The 26,058-nt window shown below is 61.2% G+C and carries 20 protein-coding genes; 6 read left to right on the forward strand and 14 right to left on the reverse strand.

The window, feature by feature from the left end:
* Positions 1 to 78 precede the first annotated feature (78 nt).
* The gene (locus tag PVT68_RS10300) at positions 79 to 1,575 is read left to right on the forward strand and encodes a C13 family peptidase (RefSeq protein WP_280317748.1); all 1,497 of its coding nucleotides are present in this window, start codon (positions 79 to 81) and stop codon (positions 1,573 to 1,575) included.
* 22 nt (positions 1,576 to 1,597) lie between these two features.
* On the opposite strand, the gene PVT68_RS10305 is transcribed toward PVT68_RS10300, so the two are convergent.
* The 10 genes from PVT68_RS10305 to xdhA form a co-directional block, all read right to left on the reverse strand.
* Positions 1,598 to 2,809 carry a urate hydroxylase PuuD gene (locus PVT68_RS10305; RefSeq protein WP_280317749.1) on the reverse strand — a complete coding sequence of 404 codons (1,212 nt, stop codon included), beginning with the start codon at positions 2,807 to 2,809 and terminating at the stop codon, positions 1,598 to 1,600.
* A gap of 66 nt (positions 2,810 to 2,875) precedes the next feature.
* Positions 2,876 to 4,261 carry a guanine deaminase gene (gene guaD / locus PVT68_RS10310; protein WP_280317750.1) on the reverse strand — a complete coding sequence of 462 codons (1,386 nt, stop codon included), beginning with the start codon at positions 4,259 to 4,261 and terminating at the stop codon, positions 2,876 to 2,878.
* Positions 4,262 to 4,263: 2 nt separating this feature from the next.
* A complete protein-coding gene (locus tag PVT68_RS10315; protein ID WP_280317752.1) occupies positions 4,264 to 4,854 on the reverse strand; it encodes an ureidoglycolate lyase in 591 nt (196 codons plus the stop codon).
* A complete protein-coding gene (uraH, locus tag PVT68_RS10320) occupies positions 4,854 to 5,192 on the reverse strand; it encodes a hydroxyisourate hydrolase (protein ID WP_280317754.1) in 339 nt (112 codons plus the stop codon). Before uraH ends, PVT68_RS10315 begins: the two co-directional genes overlap by 1 nt.
* Positions 5,189 to 5,710, reverse strand: coding sequence for a 2-oxo-4-hydroxy-4-carboxy-5-ureidoimidazoline decarboxylase (uraD, locus tag PVT68_RS10325; protein ID WP_280317756.1), 522 nt, complete (start codon positions 5,708 to 5,710; stop codon positions 5,189 to 5,191). The genes uraH and uraD overlap by 4 nt, the downstream gene beginning before the upstream one ends.
* A 16-nt stretch (positions 5,711 to 5,726) precedes the next feature.
* Positions 5,727 to 6,788 (reverse strand): allantoicase, encoded by a 1,062-nt coding sequence (gene alc, locus PVT68_RS10330; protein WP_280317758.1) that lies wholly within the window; start codon positions 6,786 to 6,788, stop codon positions 5,727 to 5,729.
* Positions 6,785 to 8,251, reverse strand: coding sequence for an allantoinase AllB (allB, locus tag PVT68_RS10335; protein ID WP_280317760.1), 1,467 nt, complete (start codon positions 8,249 to 8,251; stop codon positions 6,785 to 6,787). The genes alc and allB overlap by 4 nt, the downstream gene beginning before the upstream one ends.
* On the reverse strand, positions 8,248 to 9,231 hold the full coding sequence (gene xdhC, locus PVT68_RS10340; protein ID WP_280317762.1) for a xanthine dehydrogenase accessory protein XdhC: 984 nt from the start codon (positions 9,229 to 9,231) through the stop codon (positions 8,248 to 8,250). The genes allB and xdhC overlap by 4 nt, the downstream gene beginning before the upstream one ends.
* Positions 9,228 to 11,690 (reverse strand): xanthine dehydrogenase molybdopterin binding subunit, encoded by a 2,463-nt coding sequence (gene xdhB, locus PVT68_RS10345; protein ID WP_280317764.1) that lies wholly within the window; start codon positions 11,688 to 11,690, stop codon positions 9,228 to 9,230. The genes xdhC and xdhB overlap by 4 nt, the downstream gene beginning before the upstream one ends.
* Positions 11,683 to 13,182, reverse strand: a complete 1,500-nt coding sequence (xdhA, locus tag PVT68_RS10350) for a xanthine dehydrogenase small subunit (protein WP_280317766.1) — start codon at positions 13,180 to 13,182, stop codon at positions 11,683 to 11,685. Before xdhA ends, xdhB begins: the two co-directional genes overlap by 8 nt.
* 328 nt (positions 13,183 to 13,510) lie before the next feature.
* On the opposite strand from xdhA, the gene PVT68_RS10355 reads away from it, so the two are divergent.
* The 5 genes from PVT68_RS10355 (at position 13,511) to PVT68_RS10375 (ending at position 19,528) form a co-directional block, all read left to right on the forward strand.
* Positions 13,511 to 15,100 carry an ABC transporter ATP-binding protein gene (locus PVT68_RS10355; protein ID WP_280317767.1) on the forward strand — a complete coding sequence of 530 codons (1,590 nt, stop codon included), beginning with the start codon at positions 13,511 to 13,513 and terminating at the stop codon, positions 15,098 to 15,100.
* Positions 15,097 to 16,233 (forward strand): ABC transporter permease, encoded by a 1,137-nt coding sequence (locus PVT68_RS10360; protein WP_280317769.1) that lies wholly within the window; start codon positions 15,097 to 15,099, stop codon positions 16,231 to 16,233. The genes PVT68_RS10355 and PVT68_RS10360 overlap by 4 nt, the downstream gene beginning before the upstream one ends.
* A 64-nt stretch (positions 16,234 to 16,297) precedes the next feature.
* A complete protein-coding gene (locus tag PVT68_RS10365) occupies positions 16,298 to 17,236 on the forward strand; it encodes an ABC transporter permease (RefSeq protein WP_280317771.1) in 939 nt (312 codons plus the stop codon).
* Between the two features lie 42 nt (positions 17,237 to 17,278).
* Positions 17,279 to 18,436 carry a BMP family ABC transporter substrate-binding protein gene (locus PVT68_RS10370; protein ID WP_280317773.1) on the forward strand — a complete coding sequence of 386 codons (1,158 nt, stop codon included), beginning with the start codon at positions 17,279 to 17,281 and terminating at the stop codon, positions 18,434 to 18,436.
* A 111-nt stretch (positions 18,437 to 18,547) separates the two neighbouring features.
* Positions 18,548 to 19,528 carry a SphA family protein gene (locus tag PVT68_RS10375; protein WP_280322502.1) on the forward strand — a complete coding sequence of 327 codons (981 nt, stop codon included), beginning with the start codon at positions 18,548 to 18,550 and terminating at the stop codon, positions 19,526 to 19,528.
* Positions 19,529 to 19,613: 85 nt separating this feature from the next.
* On the opposite strand, the gene PVT68_RS10380 is transcribed toward PVT68_RS10375, so the two are convergent.
* From PVT68_RS10380 to PVT68_RS10395, 4 genes are all read right to left on the reverse strand, one after another.
* On the reverse strand, positions 19,614 to 20,762 hold the full coding sequence (locus tag PVT68_RS10380) for a purine nucleoside permease (protein WP_280317775.1): 1,149 nt from the start codon (positions 20,760 to 20,762) through the stop codon (positions 19,614 to 19,616).
* Between the two features lie 30 nt (positions 20,763 to 20,792).
* Positions 20,793 to 22,274: an adenosine deaminase family protein gene (locus PVT68_RS10385; protein WP_280317776.1), complete on the reverse strand. Its 1,482-nt coding sequence runs from the start codon at positions 22,272 to 22,274 to the stop codon at positions 20,793 to 20,795.
* Between the two features lie 151 nt (positions 22,275 to 22,425).
* Positions 22,426 to 24,660, reverse strand: coding sequence for a TonB-dependent receptor (locus PVT68_RS10390; RefSeq protein WP_280317777.1), 2,235 nt, complete (start codon positions 24,658 to 24,660; stop codon positions 22,426 to 22,428).
* Positions 24,661 to 25,004: 344 nt separating this feature from the next.
* A complete protein-coding gene (locus tag PVT68_RS10395; protein ID WP_280317778.1) occupies positions 25,005 to 25,673 on the reverse strand; it encodes a TetR/AcrR family transcriptional regulator in 669 nt (222 codons plus the stop codon).
* Positions 25,674 to 26,058: the final 385 nt, after the last annotated feature.

A 26,058-nucleotide genomic window follows, 5' to 3' on the forward strand; every position in this document is an offset into this window, starting at 1 on the left:
AATTTCCAGTTGCAAATCGTGCCAGCCTCTTCAACCATCAATCACTTGAATACCCTGCACCACCCAGAGAGTTTGCCCATGCAACCCGCCCACCGTATTACCCTGCTGTTGCTGTTTACCCTGAGCAGTCCGGCCTACAGCCTCGACACGCCAGCAGTATCTGCCAGTTCTGCGGTCACGCTGCCGGATGGCAGCCGTTATCAAGGCGCGCTGAAAAACGGTCTGCTACACGGTCAGGGCACCCTCACCTGGCCCGATGGCCGCCGCTATCAAGGCGGGTTTCAGCAGGGTGTCATGAGCGGCGACGGGCGCCTGGAATACAGCGAGGATTGCGTTTACCTGGGTGGTTTTCAGGCCGGGGATTTTCACGGTCCCGGCCGCTACGACTGCGAGGGCATTGTCTGGGAGGGAGAGTTCCAGCATGGCGTGCTTCCCAAGGGATCGATCGCGTGGGAAAACGGCGATCGCTATAGCGGAGCGCTGCAAGACTTTATGCCCCACGGTCAGGGACACCGGACAACCGCACACGACAGTCACTACGAAGGGACTTTCCAGCAGGGACTGCTGATTGAAGGAAGCTACCGGGATAGCCTCGGCCACCACTATCAAGGCACCTTTGAAGGAGAGATGTATCACGGCGAGGGTGAGCTGACCTACCCCGACGGCGTCACCCTGCGGGCCACTTTCGAATACGGCGAAGCCAATGGACCCGCCGTTCTTATCTACAACAGTGACAGTGGTGAACGGCGTGAGGAGAGCGCCTATTTCGATGCCGGCCGCTACTATCCCAGCCGCTGGGCCTGGCAGGACAATACCCGCACACAGGCCAAACGCCTGGAAAAACGTCTCTACAGTGAAGACCGCCGCCTGGAATCCGCGCTGTCAAAACTCGCCCCCCAGCGCCCCGGGGTAAGGGACGTGTACCTGCTGATTGTCGGCGGCGACGGCAGTGAAGCGGTATTTCCCAGGGAAGTCGACTGGGTGGCGACACAACTGGGCCATGTCTTCGACCTGAACGACCGTCAGCTGCGCCTGAGCAATGGCAGCGGCCGCTGGCCCCTCGCCACCGGCACCAGCATCCGCAAAAGCCTGAATGCCCTGGACAAGCTGATCGATCCACAGGAAGACCTGCTGCTGGTGCACCTGGTAAGCCACGGCGACAGCGACGGTACCCTAGTGCTGGGTGTACAGGGCCTCGACTTCAACGATCTTTCGGTCAAGGATGGCATGTACTGGTTTGACGGGCTGCGCGCCAGCCACCAGTGGATCATTGTCTCCGCCTGTTACTCCGGCCACTGGCAGGACGCGCTGGCCTCACCGGAGCGGGTGGTGTTCACCTCCTCCGCCGCCGACCGCACCTCCTTCGGCTGCGACAGCGACTCCCAGCGCACCTGGTTCAGCAGCGCGCTCTATGGAGAACTGCAGCAGCAGGATCTGGAAGACCCACAGGCCTGGTTCCAGCGGGCAAAAATGCGCGTGACGGAAATGGAAACAGGCATGGGTATCGAGGAAGAGTCCCAGTCCCTGCCGCAGTTTTCCGTGGGCAAAAAGTTCCTGCGCTGGTGGAAGGGCTAATTCCCTGCGGATGAGTGGCGGATCACTCCGGCATGCCCGCCTCGATCCAGGTTCCCACCATTGCCCGCTCCTCCTCGGTCATGCCGGTCTTGTTCATAAACGGCATGTCCTGGGTGTGCACTGCGCGCGCCAGAATCCGCGGCGCCCACTGGCGGATTTCGTCCGCGGTTTCCAGACTCACCCCCGCTGGCGCCACCACAAACTGCGCATCGGTATTCTGCTGGGCGTGGCAACTGGTGCAGCGCTGCTCAATGATCTGCTGCACCGCCAGTGCATCCGCGGTACCGGCGCCTGCTGCCAGCGCGTCCTCCGCGGATGCCCCACGCTGGTCTGCCGGCATCAGCCAAATCCCCAACAGCAGAGTCGCCAGCGCCGGCCCCACCAGCCAGCGGGGACGTATCGCGCCCTTGTGACGCAGCACAAAGAACTGGCGGATCGCCGCGGTAATCCCGATCACCAGCAGCAAGACCAGCCAGTTGTACTGATGGGCATAGGTCATCGGGTAGTGATTGCTGATCATGATGAACAGCACCGGCAGGGTCAGATAGGTATTGTGCGTGGAGCGCAGCTTGGCCTTCGCGCCCCACGCAGGATCGACCTCACCGCCGGTCTCGATGGCCTGCACCAGCGCGCGCTGGGACGGCATGATCACCGCAAACACATTGCCCACCATCAGGGTGCCGAGCATTGCACCGATGTGGATATAGGCACCGCGCCCGCTGAACAGATGGGTCAGCGCATAGCAGCAGGAAGCCAGCAACAACAGCAGCAAGGCACTCAGTACCGGCACACGATTGGCCAGCGCGCTGCCGCACAGACCGTGGTAGGCAAACCAGCCCAGCGCGATAAACCCGACACCAATGGCGATAGCCGCGCTCGGCGCCAGATCCAGTACCCGGCGATCGATCAGGTACGCATCCGCACCCAGGTAGTACACCGCGGTCAACAACAGCATGCCGCTGATCCAGGTACTGTAGGCTTCCCACTTGAACCAGTGCAGTGTCTCCGGCAACTGTCCGGGACTCCTGCGGTATTTCGCCACTTCGTAAATGCCGCCGCCGTGTATCGCCCACAGGTCACCGGCGATGCCCCGGTCTTTCTTCCATTGCGGCGGCGTTTGCAGGTGATTGTCGAGCCAGATGAAATAGAAAGATGCGCCGATCCACGCGATACCGGTAATCACATGTAACAGGCGCAGGATCAACTGCAGCCAGTCGCTCAAGTAAGCTTCCATAACCCAGACTTCCTGTTTTTCTATCCGTTGCTATCCGTTGTTATCGGTCCTCACGACCGCTTACCGTCATATCTCCGCCACTGTTTCCACAGCTATTTCCTCAAATTCTGCGGGATGCACGGGTTCGAGATCTGCGTCCGATAAATCCCGCCGATGCACCAGTCTGCCGTTCGCATAGGTGGCGCGCACCGCGCGATCGTCGCCGAGCATTGCCAACACAAACAGCTCTTCATTCAGGTCGCGACACTGCTGCATCCGGAATTCCAGCAGCGGTGTGCAGGCTTTATCCAGCACCACAAAATCCGCCTCGCGCCCGGGACGAAAACTGCCGACAACATCGTCCATGTCCAGAACCCGCGCGCCCCCCAGCGTGGCCAGATAAAATCCCTGCAGCGGCGTCAGGGTTTCCCCGCGCAACTGCAATACCTTGTAGGCCTCGTTCAATGTCTGCAGGATGGAAAAACTGCTGCCGCCGCCGACATCGGTACCGAGCCCGACACGGATTCCCTGTTGCCGCGCACGGGAAAAGGGAAAAAGACCGCTGCCGAGAAACAGATTGGACGTGGGACAAAACGCGATGCGACTATCCGTCGCACCAAGCCGCTGCCACTCGCGCTCCCCCAGGTGCAGGCAGTGAGCGAAAACACTGCGCTTTCCCAGCAGGCCCGCGCGCTCGTAAACATCCAGATAATCTTCCGCTTCGGGAAACAGTTGCTTTACCCAGTCTATTTCTTGCGGGTTTTCCGCCAGGTGCGTGTGCAGGTATACATCGGGAAACTCCTGCAGCAATTCTCCCGCGCGGGACAATTGTTCCCCCGTGGAAGTAGGCGCAAAACGCGGGGTAACCGCGTAGCGCAGGCGACCGCGGTTGTGCCACTTGTGGATCAGCGCGCGACTTTCGCTATAGCCGCTTTCCGCGGTATCGGTGAGATACTCCGGCGCGTTGCGGTCCATCATGACCTTGCCGCAGATCATGCGCAGGTCGCGCTGTTCACAGGCCTCAAAAAAAGCATCTACCGATTGCGGATGCACCGTGCCGAACACCAGCGCCGAAGTGGTACCGCAGCGGAGCAGTTCATCCAGAAAGCGCTCGGCGATACCGCTGGCGTAGCAGTGGTCGTTGAATTTCGACTCGATCGGATAGGTGTAGGACTGCAGCCACTCGAGTAACTGCTCGCCGTGGGCGGCGATCATTTCCGTCTGTGGATAGTGAATATGGGTATCGATAAAGCCCGGTGTCAGCAGTGCATTTTCGTACACGGTCACCGGCACCGTTTTATCCAGCTTCGGCAACAGGGTTTCCGCATTCCCCACCGCCTGGACCACGCCCCGGTCCACCAGCAGCAGGCCATCGGCAAAATATTCATAGGTTTCAGCAAGCGCCCGGGCATTTTTAGCAGTGCCGGGATCGGCGAGAAAATGCAGGATGGATGCACGATACGCCTGCGGCATACTCAGTCCTCCAGCTCGGTACACGACGTCTGCGCGAGGTCTGTTGCCAAATCATTGCTGTCGGTAGCATCCAGCATCAGCAGTCGCTGCTGTTCTGCCGGCAATAAAATTTCATCGCAGTTGTGTCCGCAACCACCGCGATCCACCACTAAAAAATCGCAGGCGCGGTTCAGACACAGACAGTAGTGATGCCAGGTTCCTCGGTGATAGTTGACGCCCTGATGCGGCTGCGCCAGAAATCCGCGCAGGGTCTGCGGACGGAACTCCCCCGGCTCTGCCACCACCACCAGATAGGGCTCACCCCCCAACATGGTGAACGACTGGCTTCCCAGCGGGTGCCGCTCCATACACTCGATGCGAAACGGCAATACCACCGGCTGTGTGCGGAAGATGCTGATGATCGGGTAACCTTCCTGACCCGTCACATCCACCCGCGCCAGTGCGTGATAGCGTTCGGTATTACCGCGGTTAATCGGGAAATGTTGCCTGTGATCACTCACCTCCAGCACGTCCCCATAGGGCGCAAACGCCTCTGAGGTCAGGGGCTGCAACTTCAGCATGCTGTGGGTATTTTGCCGCTCGGTGATATGCATCAGCTGCCCCGGTAGGTGGAATAGCCAAACGGCGAGAGCAGCAGTGGAATGTGGTAATGCTGCCCGCTGTCATCCAGCGCAAATACCACATCCACATGGGGATAAAATGCCGAGCGGTGGATTTCCTCGAGATAACTGGCGGTGGTGAAGCGCAGCCGATAGATTCCTGCTCGCAGAAACAACTCGCGGCTTAGCGCCGGTGCACGGCCATCCTGATTGGTGACGCTCTCGTCCAGAGTAAGCCAGCGGTCACCGTCGCGCTGCGCCAGGGCAATGGCGATGCCCGCGGCAGGTCTGCCGCACGCGGTATCCAGTACATGAGTGGTGATCTGACTCACAACAACTTCTCCAGTCGCAAATGGAAAATTTTCCGCTGTTCTTCCGCGGCAATGCGCAGTTCTTGCGTGCGGCTGTTGGGCAATCGCGCCTGAAGTAATGCCAGCATTTGCGCGGCACTTTTCCCGGTCGCACACACGATAAAAATAAAACCAAATTTTTGTTCGTAATCCCGGTTGCCCCGTGCCAGAGCGGCAATCACCGCATCATCCGCATCATCCATACCGGCCTGCTCACCCGCGGCCAGCGCCTTGCTCGCTGCATATTTTTTTTGCAGGGAAGCCATATCGCCAATTTTCGGATGACCGGCAAACGCCTCCAGATAATCGGCCTCTTCCAATGTCCCCCAGCTGTCGTCGGCGGCTGCCAACAATTGACTGAGCGAGGCAAACGGGCGGCCGTCGAGCATTTTTCGCACCCAGGCGCGACTGGTACAGCACTGCAACAGCATCTGTTGCGCTTGTGCAGGCGAAGACGTATTGAAAAACTGCAGGCCATCTTTCATCAGTGTCGTATCCATTCTGTGCTCGTCCGGCTCAGTCCTGCCGCGGCAGCTCGAACAATCTGTCGTCCGCTGCACGCCAGTCCGGAAACCCCAACACCCGCAGGCGACTGACACCCCCGTCGGGGAAAATATTGAGTTTCACATGGGTAAACTGCGTCTCCGCGGCCACCAGAATTTCGCCCACGAAAATATGCTCGCGATCGGCATACAACGGCGTTTCGTCGATGACCGTGGCCCAGGGAATATCCTCCGCGGCCATATCATCACCCGCGACATTCGCAGCCAGCAGGGAAAAGCGGTCGGGAAAATTCCCTTTGAAATGCGCGGTATCCAGCACAATCTTGCGAATGCTACCGGGCAGGCCGAGACGGATTACCGCCCAGTCGTTACCGTCATCGCGGCGGCGGCGGGTTTCCCAGCCATCCCCCATATTTATCCCCCGCTCCGGCAGCAGCAGGTTTCCCGGATCACTGTAAAAACGGTCACTGCAGGTAACGCCGCGGCCACCGTGACGCGCGGCGGCGAGATCCAGCAGTTCACCCTCGATAAATTCCTGCAGGTTCACCCGCGCTTCCCCGTATGCGCGCAAACGCGCTACGCCACCGTCGGGAAATATCTTCAGGCGCAAGTGGGTACACACCTGCTCACTGTCAATTTCAAAAAAATTGTGCGCGTCGGCGCGCAGCGGCGACTTATGCAACAGCGGTTGCCAGCAGGTGTTGCCATGGGGCTCGCCGGCAATGCAGGTGCCTTCGACCAGCGCAAACTCCGGGGCGTTGCCGCGAAAGTGGCTGGTATCGATATCGAACCCCCGCACCCTGCCCGGCGCGCCGAGGCGCAACACACACCAGTCACAATCGCCGTCACCCCGCGAGCCGCGCGCAAAACTTCGCCGCGACTCCCAGCCATCCATCCACTGCCCGGTTTCGACAAAATGGCCGGGACGGGAGATGGCATCACCGGGAGAAACCAGGTTGGCGGCGGGTGCAAACCACGCATCACTGCACGCCAGCGCGCGGCCACCGAGGCGCGCGCTCAGCAGGTCGGTAAATCGTTGTGCAAGCGGGTGCGGCGCTGGTGTGATTTCCGTCATTCGACAATGGCTCCCACGGTATCCCTGTTTCGTGTTGCACGATGAGCTTTTTCCGGCAGTCGCAACAGCGGTTCGCCCAACGGCGTTCCCTGCATTTTTCCGCTGGCGAAAATCCGCTGCCCGCGCAGGTAGGTGGACTCCACACGCCCGCAGATTTCCCGTCCCTCGTAAGGGGTGATCTTGTTGCGGTAGAGGATGTCCTCAGCGCGCACGGTGCCGCGGTAGCGATCATCGAATACCACCAGATCCGCGTCATAACCCGCAGCAATTCGCCCCTTGCGGTTGCCCAGACCGGCAAATTCCGCCGGCCTGGTGGCCATCCACTCCACCACCTGCGCAAGGCTCACGCCCTGCTGTAGCGCTTCGGTCCAGATCAGGGGCAAACCGAACTGCAGCGAGGAAATGCCGCCCCAGGCTTTTTCGATATCGCCACTGTCGATGTGTTTGAGTTGCGGCGTGCAGGGGGAGTGGTCGGACACGATAAAATCGATAACGCCGTCCTCAAGCCCGCGCCACAGGCGCTGGCGGTTTTCGTCTTCGCGGATTGGCGGGCAACACTTGTACAGGGTCTCGCCGTCGGGAATGGTTTCCGCATACAGGGTCAGGTAGTGCGGGCAGGTTTCGGTGGTGAGCCGCAATCCTTCGGCGCGGGCACCGGCAATGGCCGCCAGGGCATCGGCGGATGACAGGTGCACTACGTGCATACGCCCATCCACACCCGCCGCTTTTGCCTCCCGCAGCAGGTCGATCATCAGGTCGATGGCTGCATTTTCCCAACTGCGTGGACGCGAGGCGAGAAAGGCCCGGTAGTGGCGGCCGATGGACACTGGAGCGCCCGCGCTCGGTTGTTCCAGTTCTGCGTGGATCAGATAGGGCACGCCGTATTGCGCCAGTACCGGCAGTGCGCGCCGCATATGTTGCGCTTCCACCCGCGGAAATTCATCGATGCCGGAGTGAATGGTAAAGGACTTCACTCCCAGCACACCGGCCTCCAGCAGCGCCGGCAGGTCGTCCAGGTGCTCGGGCACCACACCGCCCCAGAATCCGGTGTCCACCCACAGTTTGCGGTCGAGAATCGCCAGCTTCTGGCGCAGTGCGTCGGCGGTACAGGTCACCGGGCTGCAGTTGAGCGGCATATCCACCACGGTGGTGATACCGCCGGCCGCCGCCGCGCTGGTGGCGGTGTTGAACCCCTCCCACTCGGTGCGGCCTGGCTCGTTCACATGTACGTGGGTGTCCACCAGCCCCGGCATCAGCACGCGGTCACCGAGTCGCTCGGGAAGAATACCCGGCCCGATACACTCACTTTCAGGGGATTCATCCCCGGACGATTTAGCGTCACGCACCACCGCGACAATTCTGCCACTGCCGATATACACCGTGGCTGGCTGCAGGGTGCCGTCGAGCGCCACGCGCTCGCTGTGGAGGGCAAATTCTGCCTTGCCTGTTTCGGTTTGCGTCACTGGTCAGCCTCCAGGGTTGCACCATCAGCCGCCGCTTGCGCAGCGGCGCTGGTATCGCGCACGAGAGATTCCAGTTCCGACCACCCCAATCCCCGCCGCACCGTTCGCGGCGATTGCTGTCGGTGTTGCCGCTGGTAGTGGCCGATGATTTCCCCGGCAATACTCACCGCCACTTCCATCGGCCGTTTGCCGGGCACTGCCGACAGGCCCACCGGGCAGTGCACCGGCTGGTAAAACGCCGGCGGGTGGCCGCGGTGCTCGAAGCGCATACGGAAGCGGCGCCATTTGGTTTCGGAACCGATCAACCCCACATAATGCGCATCGCCCCGCTGCAAAATGGCGCGGGTAATTTCAAAATCCAGCTGGTGGTTGTGGGTCAGTACCAGGTAATACCCCTGCGCCGGCATGTCCGCCACCGCCGCCACCGGATCGTCGGTGGCCACTGTGATGACATTGGTGGCGATGTTGGTGGTGATGTTGCTGGCGACATTGGCCGGCAGCGAATGCGCCAGCAGCTCGGCGCGGCTGTCTACCCAGCGCACCCGGCACGGCAGGTCTTCCAATAGCTTGACCAGCGCGCGGCCCACATGGCCGGCGCCGAACAGCATCAGGTCGATTCCCGCGGGGGCAAACATCTCAAACAGCACCGCCACGGAGCCGCCGCAGCACTGGCCCAGTTTTGCCCCCAGGGGAAAGTGCTCCAGCGCCTGTTGCGACCGTCCCTCCGCCAGCAGCGCGGTGGCGCGTTCGATCGCGCGGTATTCCAGGTGCCCGCCGCCGATGGTGCCTTCACACTGCAGATCACCCTGATCATCCGCGCTCACCAGCATCTTGGTGCCGTCCTCCCGGGGGGTGGACCCGCGCACCCCCAGTATGGTGATCAGCACATAGGCGCGGCCCAGCTGTTCCAGGCCGGCGGCGGCACTCGCCCAGTGTCGGGTGCCCAGACGGGCGTTGAAGCCATTGCTCTGCTCGCTCATGCATCCATCCCTGGTTCCATTTCTTCTTTCGTTTCTACTGCCACTTCCTCTTCCATCGGCGATGCGGCTTTCGTGCCAGTAGTCGCGGTTTGCATCCCTCGTGCCGCCACGGCTGCGGTTACCGCCGCCAGCACCCGCTCCGGGGTTGCGGGAATATCCAGACGCGGGCTGTGGCGATAGTCATCGAGACTGGCAATGGCATCGCGCAGTGCCGACCACACGGAAATCGCCAGCATCAGCGGTGGTTCGCCCACCGCCTTGGAGTGGAATACGGTGGCCTCCACGTTTGGACTGTCCGGCAGCAGTGCCACATTGAAAATTTCCGGGGTATCGCCCACCGCGGGAATCTTGTAACTGGCGGGGGAATCCGTTTGCAGGCGGCCGTCTTCGCCCCACACCAGTTCCTCGGTGGTGAGCCAGCCCATGCCCTGCACATAGCCGCCCTCAATCTGGCCGATATCCAGTGCCGGGTTCAGGGATTGCCCGACGTCCTGCAGAATGTCGGTGCGGGTCACCCGGTATTCGCCGGTGAGGGTATCCACCAGCACCTCCGATACCGCGGCACCGTTGGCGAAATAGAAAAACGGTCGGCCCTCGGCACGCTCGCGGTCGTAGTAGATCTCCGGGGTGCGGTAATAGCCGGTGGCGGAAAGGGAAACCCGGTGGCGGTACGCCAGCTGCACCAGTTCACCGAAACCCACGCTGTGGTCACTGCCCAGTTGCACGCGGTTGTTGTGGAAGCGCACTTCCGCCGGATCGATGCCGAAATGCGCGGCGGCGAAATCCGTCAGCCGCCCGCGAATAGTTTCCGCAGCATTTTTTGCCGCCATGCCGTTGAGATCGGTACCGGAAGACGCGGCGGTGGGAGAGGTGTTGGGCACCTTGTCGGTGCGGGTGGCGGTGGGGCGTATCTGCGCCACGTCCACCTGCAATACCGACGCCACAATCTGCGCCACCTTGGTGAACAGGCCCTGGCCCATCTCGGTGCCGCCGTGGTTGAGCTGGATACTGCCGTCGGTGTAGACGTGGATCAGCGCGCCGGCCTGGTTCAGGTGCTGCACCGTAAACGAGATACCGAATTTAACCGGCGTCAATGCGATGCCTTTGCGCAGCACCAGGCTGCGCTGATTGAACGCGATGATTTCCCCGCGGCGGCGGCGGTAGTCGGCGCCCTGCTCCAGCCGCTCGATCAGCCCCGGCAGGATATGCCGCTCGATCTTCTGCCCGTAGTGGGTGATGTCGCGACCGCCTTCGGGGCCGTAGAGATTGTCGCGCCGCACATCCAGCGGGTCCCGCCCTACCGCGCGCGCGATATCGTCGATCACGCCCTCGATCGCCGCCATCCCCTGAGGCCCACCAAAACCGCGGAACGCGGTGTTGGAGGCGGTATTGGTTTTCACCCGATGGCCGACGATGCGAGCGGTGGGCAGGAAATAGGCGTTGTCGCTGTGGAACATGGCGCGATCGACAATGGCATCGGACAGGTCCGGGGAGAAACCACAGGCCGCCGCCAGAGACATATCCAGCCCGCGGATCAGGCCCCGCGCGTCAAAGCCCACCCGGTAATCCACGCGGAACGGGTGGCGCTTGCCGGTGGCAGTCACGTCGTCGGCGCGGGCGAGGCGGATTTTCACCGGGCGGCCGGTTTTGCGCGCCAGCAGCGCGGCGATCACCGCCCATTGATTGGCGTTGGTTTCCTTGCCGCCGAAGGCGCCGCCCATACGGCGCATATCGACGGTGACCTGGTTCAGAGGCAGTGCGAGTACCTCGGCGATCAGTTTCTGCACCTCGGACGGGTTCTGGTTGGAGGTGTACAGAGTGATACCGCCCTCTTCATCCCGACAGGCCAGCGACACCTGTCCTTCCAGGTACATCTGTTCCTGCCCGCCTACGTTCAGGCTCCCCGCCAGCTGGTACGGTGCCGCGGCGATGGCACTGGCGGCATCACCGCGGCGCTGAGTGTGGCTGGGACGCACAAAACTCTGCGCCGCCAGGCCCTGCTCGATGCTCAGGTCCGCCGCCAGGGAGGCGTACTCCACCCGCGCCAGACGCACCGCGCGGCGCGCCGCATCGCGGCTGCTAGCCGCCACCGCGAACAGTGGCTGACCGTAAAACTGCACTTCGCCATCGGCAAATATCGGGTCGCCGGGATACACCGGGCCGATATCCCGCAGCCCGGGAATATCCTCCAGGGTCACCACCGCCACCACTCCCGGGGCCGCGCGCACCGCCTCCAGATCCAACGCCACAATGCGCCCGCGCGCCTGCTGCGACAGGCCTACATAGGCGTGCAACAGATTGGCCGGCGCCGCGCGATCGTCGGTGAACAGGGCGGCACCGGTCACATGGCGCTCGGCACTCTCGTGCCGCAGAGGCTGACCGACAGCGCCGCGCACAGTGCCGTCTGCGGCCTCGGTCGATGCCATTGACGATGAGGAGGCGTCGGGCAGATTACGCATGGTGGTATACCCTCAGCGTCGCAGCCGGATCCGCCAGCTCCAGCTGCAGGCGACGCAGCAGATTCTGGCTCACCTGCAGCCGATATGCGGCACTGGCGCGGAAATCACTGATCGGTTCGAAGTCTGTAGCCAGTGCACCCATAGCATCCGCGATCGCGCTATCGTCCAGCGTGCCGGCGGCGCTCAGGGAACTGCCGCGCAGTGCGCGCTCACAGGCCGGTGCGCGCCGCGGCGTATCTGCCATACCGCCGAAAGCGATGCGCACATCCGCTATGCAGTCCGCTTCCAGCCGCAGCCAGAAGGCACCACAAGTGGTGGAAATGTCGTCCTCGAAGCGCTTGCTGATCTTGTATACCCGCAGCCGCTCCCCGGCCTGCGGACGCGGGATAATCACCTGCTCGATAAATTCTCCCGCGCGCAGTGCGGTCCGTTTATAGCCGCGGAAAAATTCCGCCACCGGCAACTCGCGGCGCTCGCCGCCGCAGTAGAGCCGCAGGCGCGCGTCCAGTGCCAGCAACAGGGGTGGCATATCGCCAATGGGGGAGGCGTTGCCGAGATTGCCACCGAGGGTGCCGCGATTGCGGATCTGGCGCGATCCCAGCCGCTCGAGCAGCTCGCGGGCATGCGGATAGTGCTGTAACAGCAGGGGGGCGAAATCGCTGTAGGTAACCGCAGCGCCGATACGCAACTCACAGGCGTTCACCTCCAGTTGACGCATATCCGCCACCCGCGCGGTGGAGACCAGCACTTCGATGGATTGCAGTTTCTGGGTCAACTCCAGCGCCAGGTCCGTGGCGCCCGCCATCAGTCGCGCATTGGGATAGGCCCGTAGCAGGGCCCCCAGTTCCACGCTGCTTGCAGGAGCGAAATACAAACGGCTGCCGCCCTGCAAGCGCGGGCTGGGACCGCGATTGATCTCCCGCAGGCGATCGCACCAGTCGGCCTCGCAAGCCAGTTCCAGGGCCCGGCATTCACCCACCAGGGGCTGCTGCAGCTGCGGGTCGAACATCCGCACCGCGGCATCGACAATGGGGCGGTATCCGGTGCAGCGACAGAGGTTCCCCCCCAGCGCCGCGAGGATTTCCTCGCGCGGGGGCGCCTGTGCATGTTCCTGCCCCAGTACGAACAGCGACATCACAAACCCCGGGGTACAAAAGCCGCACTGGGAACCGTGGCAATCGACCATCGCCTGCTGCGCCGGGTGCAACGCTTCGCCACTGGCCAGCCCCTCGACGGTGACCAGGGCACAGCCATGCACCGCCACCAGCGGAGTGATACAGGCATTGATACTGCGGTACCGCAACCGCGCCGCCCGTCCGGGTTCTTCGCACAATTCACCCATTGCCAGGGTACAGGCGCCACAATCCCCGGATGCACAGCCTTCCTTGGTTCCGGTTTGGTGCAAGTGTTCACGCAGGTGATCCAGCAGAGTGCAATTGGGATCTCCCTGCACCACCCGCTGAAGCTGTCCGTTTAATAAAAACTCAATCACTGCAAGTGCCCCGTGTGCGCGCTGCGCAGCCATTCAATGGCGCCGGACTTCCCTTCCCCGCGCCTCTTATCCAGCCGTTTTTCAGCCGTTTTCGCGGCGTCTGTGGTCGCCGGAAATTCCCCGCAAAAAAGAGCTGAAGCAAAAACCTGTCCAACCAGACAGGTTTTTTGTAAAAACCCTGGAAAATGCCCGAGTGGCACGCGTTCTGCTTAGGATTTAGCGAAGATTTCGGAAAAACTGAAAAGCTGACTGCTTGATCAGAATAAAAAATGGGCGGGGCCGGCCACGGCCGCACCACAAAGGGCACGGGGAGCGAGGGCAAAGCACATTGAATACCGCAGAGTTCCGGCTTTCCCTGCGCGGCATCACCAAGCAGTATCCCGGCTGTCTCGCCAACGACGCCGTCAGCCTGGATATCCTGCCCGGGGCCATCTATGCCCTGCTGGGGGAAAACGGCGCTGGCAAGAGCACCCTGATGAAAATCATCTACGGCGTCACCCAGCCCGACGCCGGCGAAATCCTGTGGGAGGGTGAACGGCTACAGATACCCTCCCCGGCCGCTGCGCGCCGCCTGGGTATCGGTATGGTGTTCCAACACTTTTCCCTGTTCGAAACCCTGACGGTACTGGAAAACATCGCCCTCGGCCTGGAGCCCGCGGCGGCCGCGGACCGCGCGGCCCTGGCGCAGCGTATCGAGCAGGTTTCGGCAAAATACGGCATGCCGCTGAACCCGCAGCGACCGGTGCACACCCTGTCTACCGGTGAACGCCAGCGGGTGGAAATCGTGCGCTGCCTGGTGCAGGACATCCGCCTGCTGATCCTCGACGAACCCACCTCGGTACTCACCCCGCAGGAGGTGGAAACCCTGTTTACCACCCTGCGCCAGCTGGCGGCGGAAGGCACCAGTATTCTGTTTATCAGCCACAAGCTGAACGAAGTGAAATCCCTGTGCGACTACGCCACGGTGCTCCGCCACGGCCGCGTATCCGGTCAGTGTCGTCCGCCGCAGGAGAGTGCCAACAGCATGGCGCGAATGATGGTGGGCGATGAGACACCGGTGCAGCACGACGGCACGCGCAGGGCTGAAAATACGGCAGGCGGCGAGGATTTTCTCACCCTCGACAACTTCTCCCTCGCCACCAATGACCCCTTCGGGGTGACGCTGAAAAACATCAGTTTGTCGGTCAAACGCGGCGAAATCGTCGGCATTGCCGGCGTCGCCGGCAACGGCCAGAGTGAGTTGATGGCGGCATTGAGCGGCGAAACCCTGGCCCTCGCGAGCGCGGGCCAGCTGCGCTTTCCCGAAGGGGACATCGGCAGGCTGCCGCCGGAGCGGCGCCGCGCCGCAGGACTCGCCTGTGTACCCGAAGACCGCCTCGGACAGGGCGCGGTGCCGAGCATGAGCCTGCGGGAAAACGGCTTGCTGACCGGCTTCGGACTGGGGCTGGTGCGGCGCGGGCTGCTGCAGTTTCGCGCCATTGACGATTTTGCCCAGCGGGTAGTCGAGCAGTTCCGGGTCAAGTGCAGCGGCCTCGACAGCGCCGCAGGCAGCCTGTCCGGCGGCAACCTGCAGAAATTCATCATCGGCCGCGAAATCCTGCAGTCCCCGCGCTGCCTGATTGCGGCGCACCCCACCTGGGGCGTGGATATCGGCGCCGCCATCAGTATCCACAAAGCGCTGATGGCCCTGCGGGACCAGGGCGCCGCGATCCTGGTGATCTCCGAAGATATCGACGAGCTGTTTACCATCAGTGATCGCATTGGTGCCATCTGCGACGGTCGCGTTTCGCCCCTGCAGGCCACCGCTGACACTCCGCTCGAGCAGCTGGGACGCTGGATGGCGGGTGTCTTCGACAGCGAACCCGCGCCCGTCGGCAACCCAGCAGAGTCCCCCACCGGCATGGAGGTACCCGCATGAAGTTGCCGCTGAACATTCGCCTGGAAGCCCGCGGCGAGCGCTCCCGTGTCATGGTGTGGCTGTCGCCGGCCATCGCCGGCCTCGCCACCCTGGTGTGCGGCAGCCTGCTGTTCGCCGCCCTCGGCAAAGACCCACTGCAGACCCTGTACACCTTTTTCGTACTGCCACTGAGCGACCTGCACGGCTGGAGCGAGCTGGCGGTGAAGTGCACCCCGATCCTGCTGTGCGCGGTGGGGCTGGCCATCTGCTTCCGCGCCAAGGTGTGGAATATCGGCGCCGAGGGTCAGCTGCTGCTGGGTGCGCTGGTGGGGAGCTGGCTGGCACTGTCGCTGCAGGAGAGTGATCAGTGGTGGAACCTGCCACTGGTACTGCTCGCCGGCGCCGGCGCCGGTGCGGCCTGGGCGGCGATTCCGGCGCTGCTGAAAACCCGCTGCAACACCAACGAAATCCTCACCACCATCATGCTCAACTACATCGGCCTGAACCTGCTGCAGTACGCGGTGCACGGGCCGCTGAAAGATCCCGCCGGATTCAACTTTCCGGAATCGGCACTGTTCAACGACGGCCTGCTGCTGCCGGTGCTGGCAGAAGGCACACGGCTCCATCTGGGGGCGGTGTTTGCGCTGCTGGCGGTGGTGGCCACCTGGGTGCTGTTGACCCGCACCTTTGTCGGTTTCCAGATTCGCGTGCTCGGCGAGGACGTGCGCTCGGCGCACTTCGCCGGATTCCGCGCGGCCAAACTGGTGTGGCTGGTGCTGCTGCTGTGTGGCGCCCTCGCCGGTTTGGCGGGCGTGGTGGAAGTCACCGGCCCCATCGGCCAGCTGGTGCCGCAGGTGTCCCCCGGTTACGGCTATGCCGCGATCATCGTCGCGTTTCTCGGTCGCCTGCACCCGCTCGGCATCCTGTTTGCCAGCCTGCTGATGGGCCTGCTGTATCTGGGTGGAGAAATGGTGCAGATAGAGCTCGGGCTGCCGCTGGCGATCACCGGCCTGTTCCAGGGCATGCTGCTGTTTTTCCTGCTCGCCAGCGACGTGCTGATCAGCCACCGCCTGCGTATTGTGCGCGCGGCTCCCGGCGCCACCACTGCGACGGTCGTCAGCCGAACCGAAAACCTGCCCATCGGCGTGCCCTGAAACAGGCATGCCTTAAAACAGGCGTGCCCTGAAACAGGCGCACCCCGATAACCGGACACAATGTATGGATCCAGACCTGATTGCCAACATCCTGTACGCCACCATCCGCACCGGCACCCCCCTGCTGCTGGTGGCGCTGGGAGAACTGGTGTGTGAGAAATCCGGCGTACTCAATCTCGGCCAGGAGGGCATGATGCTGATGGGCGCAGTGGCCGGCTTTATTGCCGCCTACCATCTGGGCGACAGCGGCATCGGGATTGTCAGCGCACTTGTGCTGGCGATGGCGGCGGGCGCGCTGATGTCGCTGCTGTTCGCCTTCATCACCCTCAGCCTGAACGCCAACCAGGTCGCTTCCGGGCTGGCGCTGACCATTTTCGGACTCGGTCTCAGCAGTTTTGTCGGGCTCGGTTATGTGGGCATCGCCCTCAACGGTATCCAGCCCTGGGAGCTGCCACTGCTGAGTGACCTTCCCCTGCTGGGCAAGGTGCTGTTTTCCCACGACCCGCTGGTGTATTTCTCCCTCGCCATGGCCGCGCTGCTGGCGTGGTTTTTCCGCAGCACCCGCGCCGGGCTGATCGTGAAAGCGGTGGGCGAATCCCCGGAGTCCGCGCAGGCCCTGGGCCTGCCGGTACTGCGGGTACGCTATCTGGCGGTACTGTTCGGCGGTGCCATGACCGGACTCGCCGGTGCCTATTTGTCCCTGGTGTACACCCCCCTGTGGGCCGACCACATGAGCGCCGGACGCGGCTGGATTGCCCTGGCCCTGGTGGTGTTTGCCAGCTGGCGCGTGGGGCGCGCCGTGCTCGGGGCCTATCTGTTCGGACTGATGAGCATCATGCATCTGGTACTGCAGGGGTTCGAGATTGCGATCTCCCCCAACCTGCTGGCGACGCTGCCCTATCTGGTCACCATCGCGGTGCTGGTACTACTGTCGAGTAACCAGGCGCGCAGCAAACTGTTCGCACCATTGTCCCTGGGCAAGCCGTTCCAGCCGGGCCACTGAAACATCACGCACAAAAATAACCCGTCATCACAGGAATTTTCCATGCACGCCAAACGCACCTTTCCTATCGCCAGGCTCGCGCTCGCCGGTCTCGCGCTAACCACCGCTTTTCTCTCTGGATGTAGCAAGCCGGAAGTGGACACCGCGGAGGTCAAAACCGAAAGCCCACAGGAAAGCGTCGCCAGCGTTACCGGGCAAGAGCCGCTCAAGGTCGGCTTCGTCTACGTGGGTCCCACCGGAGATGCCGGCTGGACTTACTCCCACGACAAGGCCCGCCAGTTCATGCAGGCCGAGCTGGGGGACAAGGTGAAAACCACCTATGTGGAAAGCGTGGCGGAAGGCGCCGATTCCGAGCGGGTCATCAACCAGCTCGCCAAAAGTGGCCACCAGCTGATATTCACCACCTCTTTCGGTTATATGAACCCGACCCTGAAGGTGGCCAAGCGCTATCCGGACGTGAAATTCGAGCACAGCACCGGCTACAAACGCGCGGACAATGTCGGTACCTATTTCGACCGCGCCTACGAAGGTCGCTACCTCACCGGTATGGTCGCCGGCCTTATGACCAAGAACGATACCCTGGGCTATGTGGCCTCCTTCCCGATTCCGGAAGTGGTGCGCGGCATCAATGCCTTTACCCTCGGCGCCCAGGCGGTAAATCCCGATGTGAAAGTCAAAGTGGTGTGGGTGAGCACCTGGTACGACCCGGGCAAGGAGCGGGAGGCCGCGGAAACCATGATCCTGCAGGGCGCTGACGTTCTCACCCAGCACACCGATTCCCCCGGAGTGATCAACGCCGCGGAGGCGCAGGGGGTCTACGCCATCGGCTATCACTCGGATATGTCCGAATACGGCAAGACCGCGCACCTGACCGCCACGGTGCACAACTGGGGCCCGCTGTATACGCGCAAGGCTCAGGCGGTGCTGGACGGCGACTGGGAATCGGAGGCCTTCTGGGGTGGTTTCGCGGATGAAACCCTGTCGCTGGCCCCGTTTAACGACGCGGTACCGGAGGATGTACGCAGCCGCGTAGAAGCCGCCAAAGCGGCACTGATTGCCGGAGAACTACACCCCTTCCACGGTCCGCTGAATGACCGCAGCGGAGTGGAAAAACTCGCAGCAGGCAGCAACTTGAGCGACGAAGACATGCTCGGCATGAACTGGTTTGTGGCCGGTATCGAGGGCGAGTTACCGCAATAATCTAAAAAAACACACCGCTCCACATCATTTGTCATCGTCTGTTCACGGGGCAGCTAGACTGATTCGGATCACTGGATAAGCAGCCAAGGACCGGAGAAGGAACACCCCGTGATGACATGGACTCACCACCACCGCAACGCGCGCCACTCACTCGCGCTCGCCCTGTCTTTGTGTGCGGCGCTGCTGTTGCTGCCCACCCCCTCCCGCGCCACCGAAGGCGGCATTGGATACTACGTCCCCGGTACCATGGCGACCCTGATCGACCGGGCGCCGATACAGACCGGCTGGGTTTTCAAACCCCAGTACATGCATTACAGCGGCGATTTCAGTGCCACAGCAGAAACGCCGATTGCCGGCGTGGTAGCCCTTGGGGTCGATGTGGAAATCGATGCGGTGGCACCAGGACTGCTCTACACCTTTGAGAAAAGCGTGCTCGGTGCCAAGTACACCGTCGGCGCCTTTCCCTCCTGGGTGGATGTCACCGTCAAGGGCGCCATCGAAAGTGACCTCGGCAATTTCAGCCGGCGAGATTCGGCCTCCGGTCTCGGCGACACCACCCTGATCCCGGCGCTGATGGCCTGGCAGGAAGGCTGCTGGCAATACAATTTTATGTTCGCCATTCACGCGCCCACCGGAGACTATGAGGTTGGCCGACTTGCCAACGAGGGACTCAACTACTGGGCGGTAGACCCTGTGGTGGGCGTTGCCTACACCAATCAGGCGGCGGGATTTAACGCCTCGGTATTTACCGGAGTGATGTTCAACGACGAAAACTCAGACACCGACTATCGCAGCGGTCGCACCTTTCACCTGGATGCCAGTGTGCAGCAGATGATCAAGGCCGGTTCAGGCTTTATCACCCTCGGGGTCAACGCATTCTGGGGTCAGCAATTCAGTCCGGACCGCAACCCGGGTCGCTTCGTCGATGAATTCAAGATGCGCTCCGGCGGTATCGGTCCGGTGATCGGCTATATGCTGCCCATGGGCACGGACAATATTCTGCTGGAACTCAGCTGGCTGCCGCAGACCGACACCAGAAACACCACCGAAGGCGAATATCTGTGGCTCAAATTTGTGTACCAGTGGCAATAGCGGCCGCAGTTTTCACGGCCGCCATCGCCAATCCCTGTGACTAGCCGATACAGGCACTAGTGCATACAGGTACTGGCGTGTTCGGTTACTGATCTTGCCCGCGCTCCACTGCGTAGGGCATCTGATCCCGATAGGTGTCCCAGTCGTTTACCAGGGTGTCCACCACACGGCTGCCGACGCGGTAGGCACTCTCCAGTGACAGTTGCAGTCCCGCGTAATCCTCACCCTCGCTCAGCAGGCTTTCCGCCGCGGTCATACCCGGGTGCGGCACGGTAAAATTGCTCGCAGTGCGCAGCACCATCAAGCGGTCGTAGTCGGCCTTGCCGGCGCGATCGAGATAAAACAGCGATTGCGCGGTACCGGTGTCTTCCATCGCCGAGGACACAAAACTGCCCTGCCCCTCGCTCCAGTATTCTACCCACTTGTTGGCCCAGCGGTTCAGGTAGTCCCCGTGCCAGAAGGTCATACCGGCGAGGTTGTCCCCCTTCAACACAAACGGCTTGCGCTGCGCATTGGGGAAATCCGTAAACGCCTTGCGATTTTCCGCGATGCTATCGTCATCGCCCAGATCAACATCTTTGGTCAGCTGGAAGGCCCACTCGGTCAGCTCGCCATTGATGCGGAACACCTCGCCCTGGTTCGGCGGACGCTTTTCCGGATAGGGGCCCTTGCTGAACAGCGGGAAAATACCCGTGGACCAGTCTTCCGGCAGCTCGCGACTGTCGATTTCATGCATCAGGTCGCCGTCCACCAGCCACTCCGCCCAGGCCGCAGAGCCGATGGAAGCGTCGGCGGGATCGAAACCGGAAATACCTGCCACCAGCCAATAAGCCTTGCTCAGGTCAAAACGGGGATCCAGTCCCAGCGCCATTACCGCAGACGCGGACTTGTTGGTGCCCATGCCGGTCACCATACCCAGCACACCGGTCTCCGGATTCAGGAACAGGTCGTGGTGGGATTGCGGAAATGCAAACCGCTGGCTCAGTTGCTGGCGCTCCTTCCACAACTGGAATTCACCGGCGGTATCGCCCTCGTCCTCGCCAATTTCAAACATGTTCACCACCACCACCTTTACCGGAATCGGTTCGGGAGTGGTTGTAGCGATCGTGGACTGCGGCTGGATTTCCGGGCCTTCTTTCGTTGCCTCGACATTCTTTGCACAGCCGGCCAGCGCCAGCACAGAGAGCAACAGGGAAGACGCTCCGTGCAGATAGAGATTTTTTTTCAACATCATTTTTTCTCTTGTATTGAATAATGCGTATTTTTAATTGGCGGCCATCAGCGGTGTGGAAAACTCACACAGCTGGTACTGTTTGCAGATAAAGCTGTGGCTGCGCGGCACCAGATCGCCGAGCCCGGCCATCCCGCTGCGCTGGAAACGCTTTTTGAATCCCGCGAGGCGGGTGTCGTAATCCTGCAGCAACTTCTGCTTGGTCGCCTCGTCGACAAAACTGTGCGCGAGGGAATTGCGGGCCAGAGACGTCAGCTCCGCCCAGGACAGGTTGAATTCCTTCACCGCAACGAAATATTCGTCGGTCATGTTGGAATCCCACATACCGCGATCGTCGGTGGACAGCGCCACCGGAATGCCCATACGCAGGTACTCGGGAAACGGGTGCTGGCTGTAATCGTCCACATAATTCAGTAGCAGGTTGCTGATCAGATTGATCTCCACCAGGTAATCGCTGTTGCGCATCAGTAGCATGGTATCCGGATCGCTGATCAGGTTGACGCCATGGCCAATGCGGGTAGCGCCGAGCAGCAACGTATCGCGCACATGGTGATTGGGCTCATCCACCTCGCCGGCGTGAATGGACAGCGGCACCCCGGGAATATCCCGGCGCAGTTTGCGCAGGGTGGGCAGAAAACGCTGCGGATGGCCCTTGTCGTTGTCCTCGCGGCCGACCATGTTCACACCCACAAACAGATCGCGATTGGCATCAACAAAACGGTAAATCCACTCCAGGTCTTCCTCGGCATTGCCGATAAAGCGCAGCAGGTAATACTGCATACGCGCGGTTACCCCGGTAGCCAGCGCGTCGGGTTCCGCCAGACGCTTGCGGAAAATATCCGCAACCTCATCCGGGGCGAAGGTACTGCCGTCAACGCGGGTATAGAAGCGCGTGCCCTCCATGGTCTCGAGATAGGTGAGTCCCTCGCGGGCAAACGCCTGCATGTTTTTCACCAGCATCTCGGCATTGATGTAAGGGTTGCGGCCGAGTTCGTTGAGGCGCTGCCAGTGCGTCTGGAAAAACTCCTCGCGTCCCTCGTGTTTTTTATCCAGCCGCAGGCTGTCCAGCCACGCGGCTTTTTCCCGCCCGTTCAGCGCATCGATTTTTTTGTATTCCCCTTTTTCGCAATCAGAGAGCGCCTGGTAACTGGACGCCTGAAGATTGCGGAAATACATCAGATAGGGGGCCAGGCCGAACATATCCTGACCGTAGCCTACACAGTTATTGATACGTACCCGGGTGTAATATTCGTAGCCGCCGTTCAGCTTTTTATTGGTGGCAAGCTGGTACCACCACTCACTGAAATTGGAGCCGGTAAGATGGTTGTGCAGATCGCCACCCTTGGGCAGCGCGTACAGAAAGCGGTAGAGATCGCGGTCGTCCGCGGTGCTTTTGAATTCTTCAAACCAGGCTTCATCTGCGTTTGAGGCGAAGCTCGCCACTCCCGCCACCAGACCGGCGCATATTCCTATTGCGCGAAAGAGCGCGGGTTTCAATCGCTTGTTTATCGCCAAAATCAATCTCCGACAGCAGAATAAATAATTAACCCGGTACAAGACTCCGCACGCAGAACTCTACCGGGTTAATATGGCATTCCCATGGCCACCGGCGCAGGCGACAAAACTTCGCCGCGCGGGGCCATGTGTATCACCGATTTCGCAATGATCAGAAGTCCTTGCGGAACTCCATACCAAAAATACGCGGATCGTTCACGAAACCGGTCAGGTTGTTGAAGTCGATCTGGCCCTTGATGTTTTCCTCATCGGTAATATTGCGGCCGAAAAACGCCAGCTCGTAATCACCGGAAAAACTGGTGTAACCGGCGCGCAGTCCACCTTCAAACTGGTTGTCGATGGTGTATTCCTTCGCGGTATACAGTGCCAGATGGGTCTCGCCCTGATAGGCCCAGTCGGTGTAGAAGAAGGCCTCACCGTCACTGCCCACCGGCACGCTGTAGCGCAGCGTGAAGTTGAAGACGCTTTCCGGGGCGGACTGGAAGGGGTTGCCGTCGATCATCGCGAGGCCATCTACGGTCAGCGGATTGGTAACGGTACACTGGCCGGAACCGCAGGGTGCAGTAGTCAGGTCCGCATCCTGGATTTCGGTATCGGCAAAACCGGCGCCGGCGGTGAGCAACAGGTTTTCGTTAACCACCCATTCCAGGTCCACTTCAAAGCCTTTGCCCACACCCTTGTCGGCATTCAACAAACGGTTGAAGTTGCCACCCCCGCCCACGGCCGTGAGCTGGATATCATCGATCTCGTAGTAAAACACCGCGGTGTTGAGGCGCAGGGTGTTTTCCAGCAGATCGGCCTTGTAGCCCAGCTCAAACGAGGTAATGGTTTCCGAATCCGCCACCGACGGGCTGCCTTCGAAAGCCACATCGCGTGCCTGGATGGACTGGGCGCGGAAGCCTTCAGACAGACGCACATAGACGCTGGTGTCATCGCTCAGGGCGTAGTTAAGGCTGGTTTCCCAGCTGAGCTGATCGTCATCGATCTTCACCGGGTCGTAATCCTGGATGCTGGCAGCACCGATGACCACCGCAAAGCCGTCAACATTCTGATCGCCCACCATCAGGGATTTTTCGTCGTAGGTGTAACGCAGGCCCAGGGTACCGGTCAGCGCCTCGCTGAAATCGTAGGACGTCTGGCCGAACAGCGCCCAGGAGGTATTGCCGTGGCTGACGGTGGTGGCGCCATAGAAGCCATCGATACTGGTCACATCCAGGTCGGCATCGTAATAGAAACCACCCAGCTGCCACTGCAGCGGGTCACTGGTATTGCTGGCGAGGCGGATTTCCTGGGTGAGCTGGGACACATCCGCCTGGTCTTCGGTGAGCGCGCTGAAGGGGATAAAGCCCGGACCAGAACCCTCAACACCGCCGTCAATATCGCCCTTACTGGAGCCGTCGGCACTCTCGTAGGCAGAGATACTCGTCAGCAGCGCTTCCCCCAGATCCCACTCGAGCTTCAGTGAAGAACCGGCGCTCTCGTACTTCTGCGGGTTGTTGTCGCCGCTGTCGTAGTAGACCGAATCGCGGTCGAAATTGTCGTTCAGCTCGCCCTCTTTACCGGGCTCGAAAATATTCGCGCGGAAAATACTCGCGGTGCCATCCAGATCGCGCTGGTGCACATTCAGCAGCGCGGAGAAATCCTCCGACGGCGTCCACAACAACTGTGCGCGCATGGCCAGCTCGGTAAAGCCGCCCATGGCATCGGTTTCGCCGGTGTAGGTGTTATCCATCCAGTCGCCGCGCTCCTGGCGCAGCACCGACACCCGGCCCGCCAGCTTGCCATCCACCAGGGCGCCACCAAAGGCGCCCTCCACGTTGGTGGTGCCCAGTCCACCGGCGGCAAAATTGATATAGCCGTCGCTTTCCATGGTCGGCTTGCGACTGTCGAATTTGATCACGCCGGCAGTGGTGTTGCGCCCGAACAGAGTCCCCTGGGGACCGCGCACCACTTCCATCTGCTCCACGTCAAATATCGGGAAGCTTTTCAGCACCACATTTTCCTGCACCACATCGTCGAAGATGATGGATACCGGCTGTGAGGCGGCCAGATCAAAATCCGAGTTGCCGAGGCCGCGGATATAGAAACGCGGCGCGGCACGGCCGTTGGAGGATTCCGCATAGAGGTTCGGCACCCGCGCCGCCAGCGCGAGGATGTCTTCGCCCGCGGAGAAAATACTGTCGAAACCCTCACCGGACAGTGCCGCCACCGAAATCGGAACTTCCTGCAGACTTTCGGCGCGTTTCTGCGCGGTGACCGTGACTTCTTCCAGCATTGCCGATTTGCGTTTGCTGCCGATGTCGTCGCCTTCCGCGCCAATGGCAGCGCCGGGCAGCGTCGCCGCGATGGCTGTGGCGAGAAGAGTTTGGGTAATAGCCTTGCTCATTGAGTCAGTTTCCTGTGCGCAGCAACCGATCCGCCCCGAAGGGCCGCCGGCGGCTTTTTGTTCTCGTTATGCTTATGGTCCTGAGGTGTTTTCGCACCCATTTTCGAATTTCTGGTGCGAGTTCCTGGCTGTGCAAAACACCAGCACAAACAGGTCCCCCAGTCGGGTACTCCGTCTAATGAGAGCAACGAGCGTGCCAATATTTAACCGATTGGTCAGGTTCCAACCGACAAATCAACAATTGCCGGATCTGCCAATGGATGGGATTGAATGAATGTGATGGGAAAGCGGAGGTCCGGGAGTCTGTCGCCACTGCGCCGGGGAGGGTCGCCTTGCGGGTAATCCTATGACGAGGTGCCGCCGATACCGCAGCCCCGCAGGATCATGCCAGTCACGAACTCTGTAATGCGCTCGATGGTTTCCTCGTCGTACTCACGGCGGTTGGTCGCCAGCAACACCTGGGTTTCGAAATCCGCGTAGTGCTGGGTGGTCGACCAGATCATGAAGATCAGCAGGGAGGGATCGACACTGCGCATCTTGCCCTGCCCCATCCAGGCCTCAAACACCTGCGACTTGGCCCGTAGCCAGGCGCGCAGTTCGGTACGGATATAGTTCTGCAGATAGGGCGCGCCGGCGATGATTTCCGAAGCAAACAGCTTGGAGCTCAGCGGCTGCTCGCAGGCGAGACGCACCTTGCTGGCGGTATAGGCGGCGAGTACCTCGCCCGGGTCGTCCTGTGGCGAAATACTTTCCAGCCCCTGATTCCACTCCGCAATGATCCGCTCCAGCACGGCGGAGTACAGCAGGCTTTTGTTGCGGAAGTAATAGTGGATATTCGCCTTCGGTAGCCCCGCGGCCTCGGCAATGGCCATCATGCTGGCGCCCTTGTATCCGTGCTGGGCAAAAACGGCGGTGGCGGCATCCAGAATCAACTGGTAATTCTTCTCGCGGATTCGGCCCGATTTGTACTTTTTATCGGACTCTATCGCCTCTCGCACACTGCCTAGACTCATTCAACCGATTCCTTGCACCGATTTCTTTTCGATTTCTTGCACAGATTCATCCTGCGATAACCCCGGGGCAGGCGCAGACTCCTAACCGATTGGACAGCATTTTTAATGCCAGAGAAAGAGCGGCACCCGGAAGGCGCTAAATCATCAGGCGGAAATGCCTCCCTGCCCCGGCTGTGGACAGCTTCTGCGAGAAAGTCCGCCCGCTAGCGGCCCCCACGCGATTGCCCCCTTCAAAAATCCCTTTTGGCCACAGAAAAGCACCAAAAACAGGCCATCTCCCTGGTTTTCGCACCGTTTTAACCCAGAAGGAGCCCTGCACAAGTTATCCACAGCCAGCGTCGGCAATCCTCCCAACCCCCACCTCGTATACACATACCAGGGTGTG

Origin of the sequence: Microbulbifer bruguierae (assembly GCF_029869925.1) — a bacterium.
Lineage (GTDB): Bacteria > Pseudomonadota > Gammaproteobacteria > Pseudomonadales > Cellvibrionaceae > Microbulbifer > Microbulbifer bruguierae.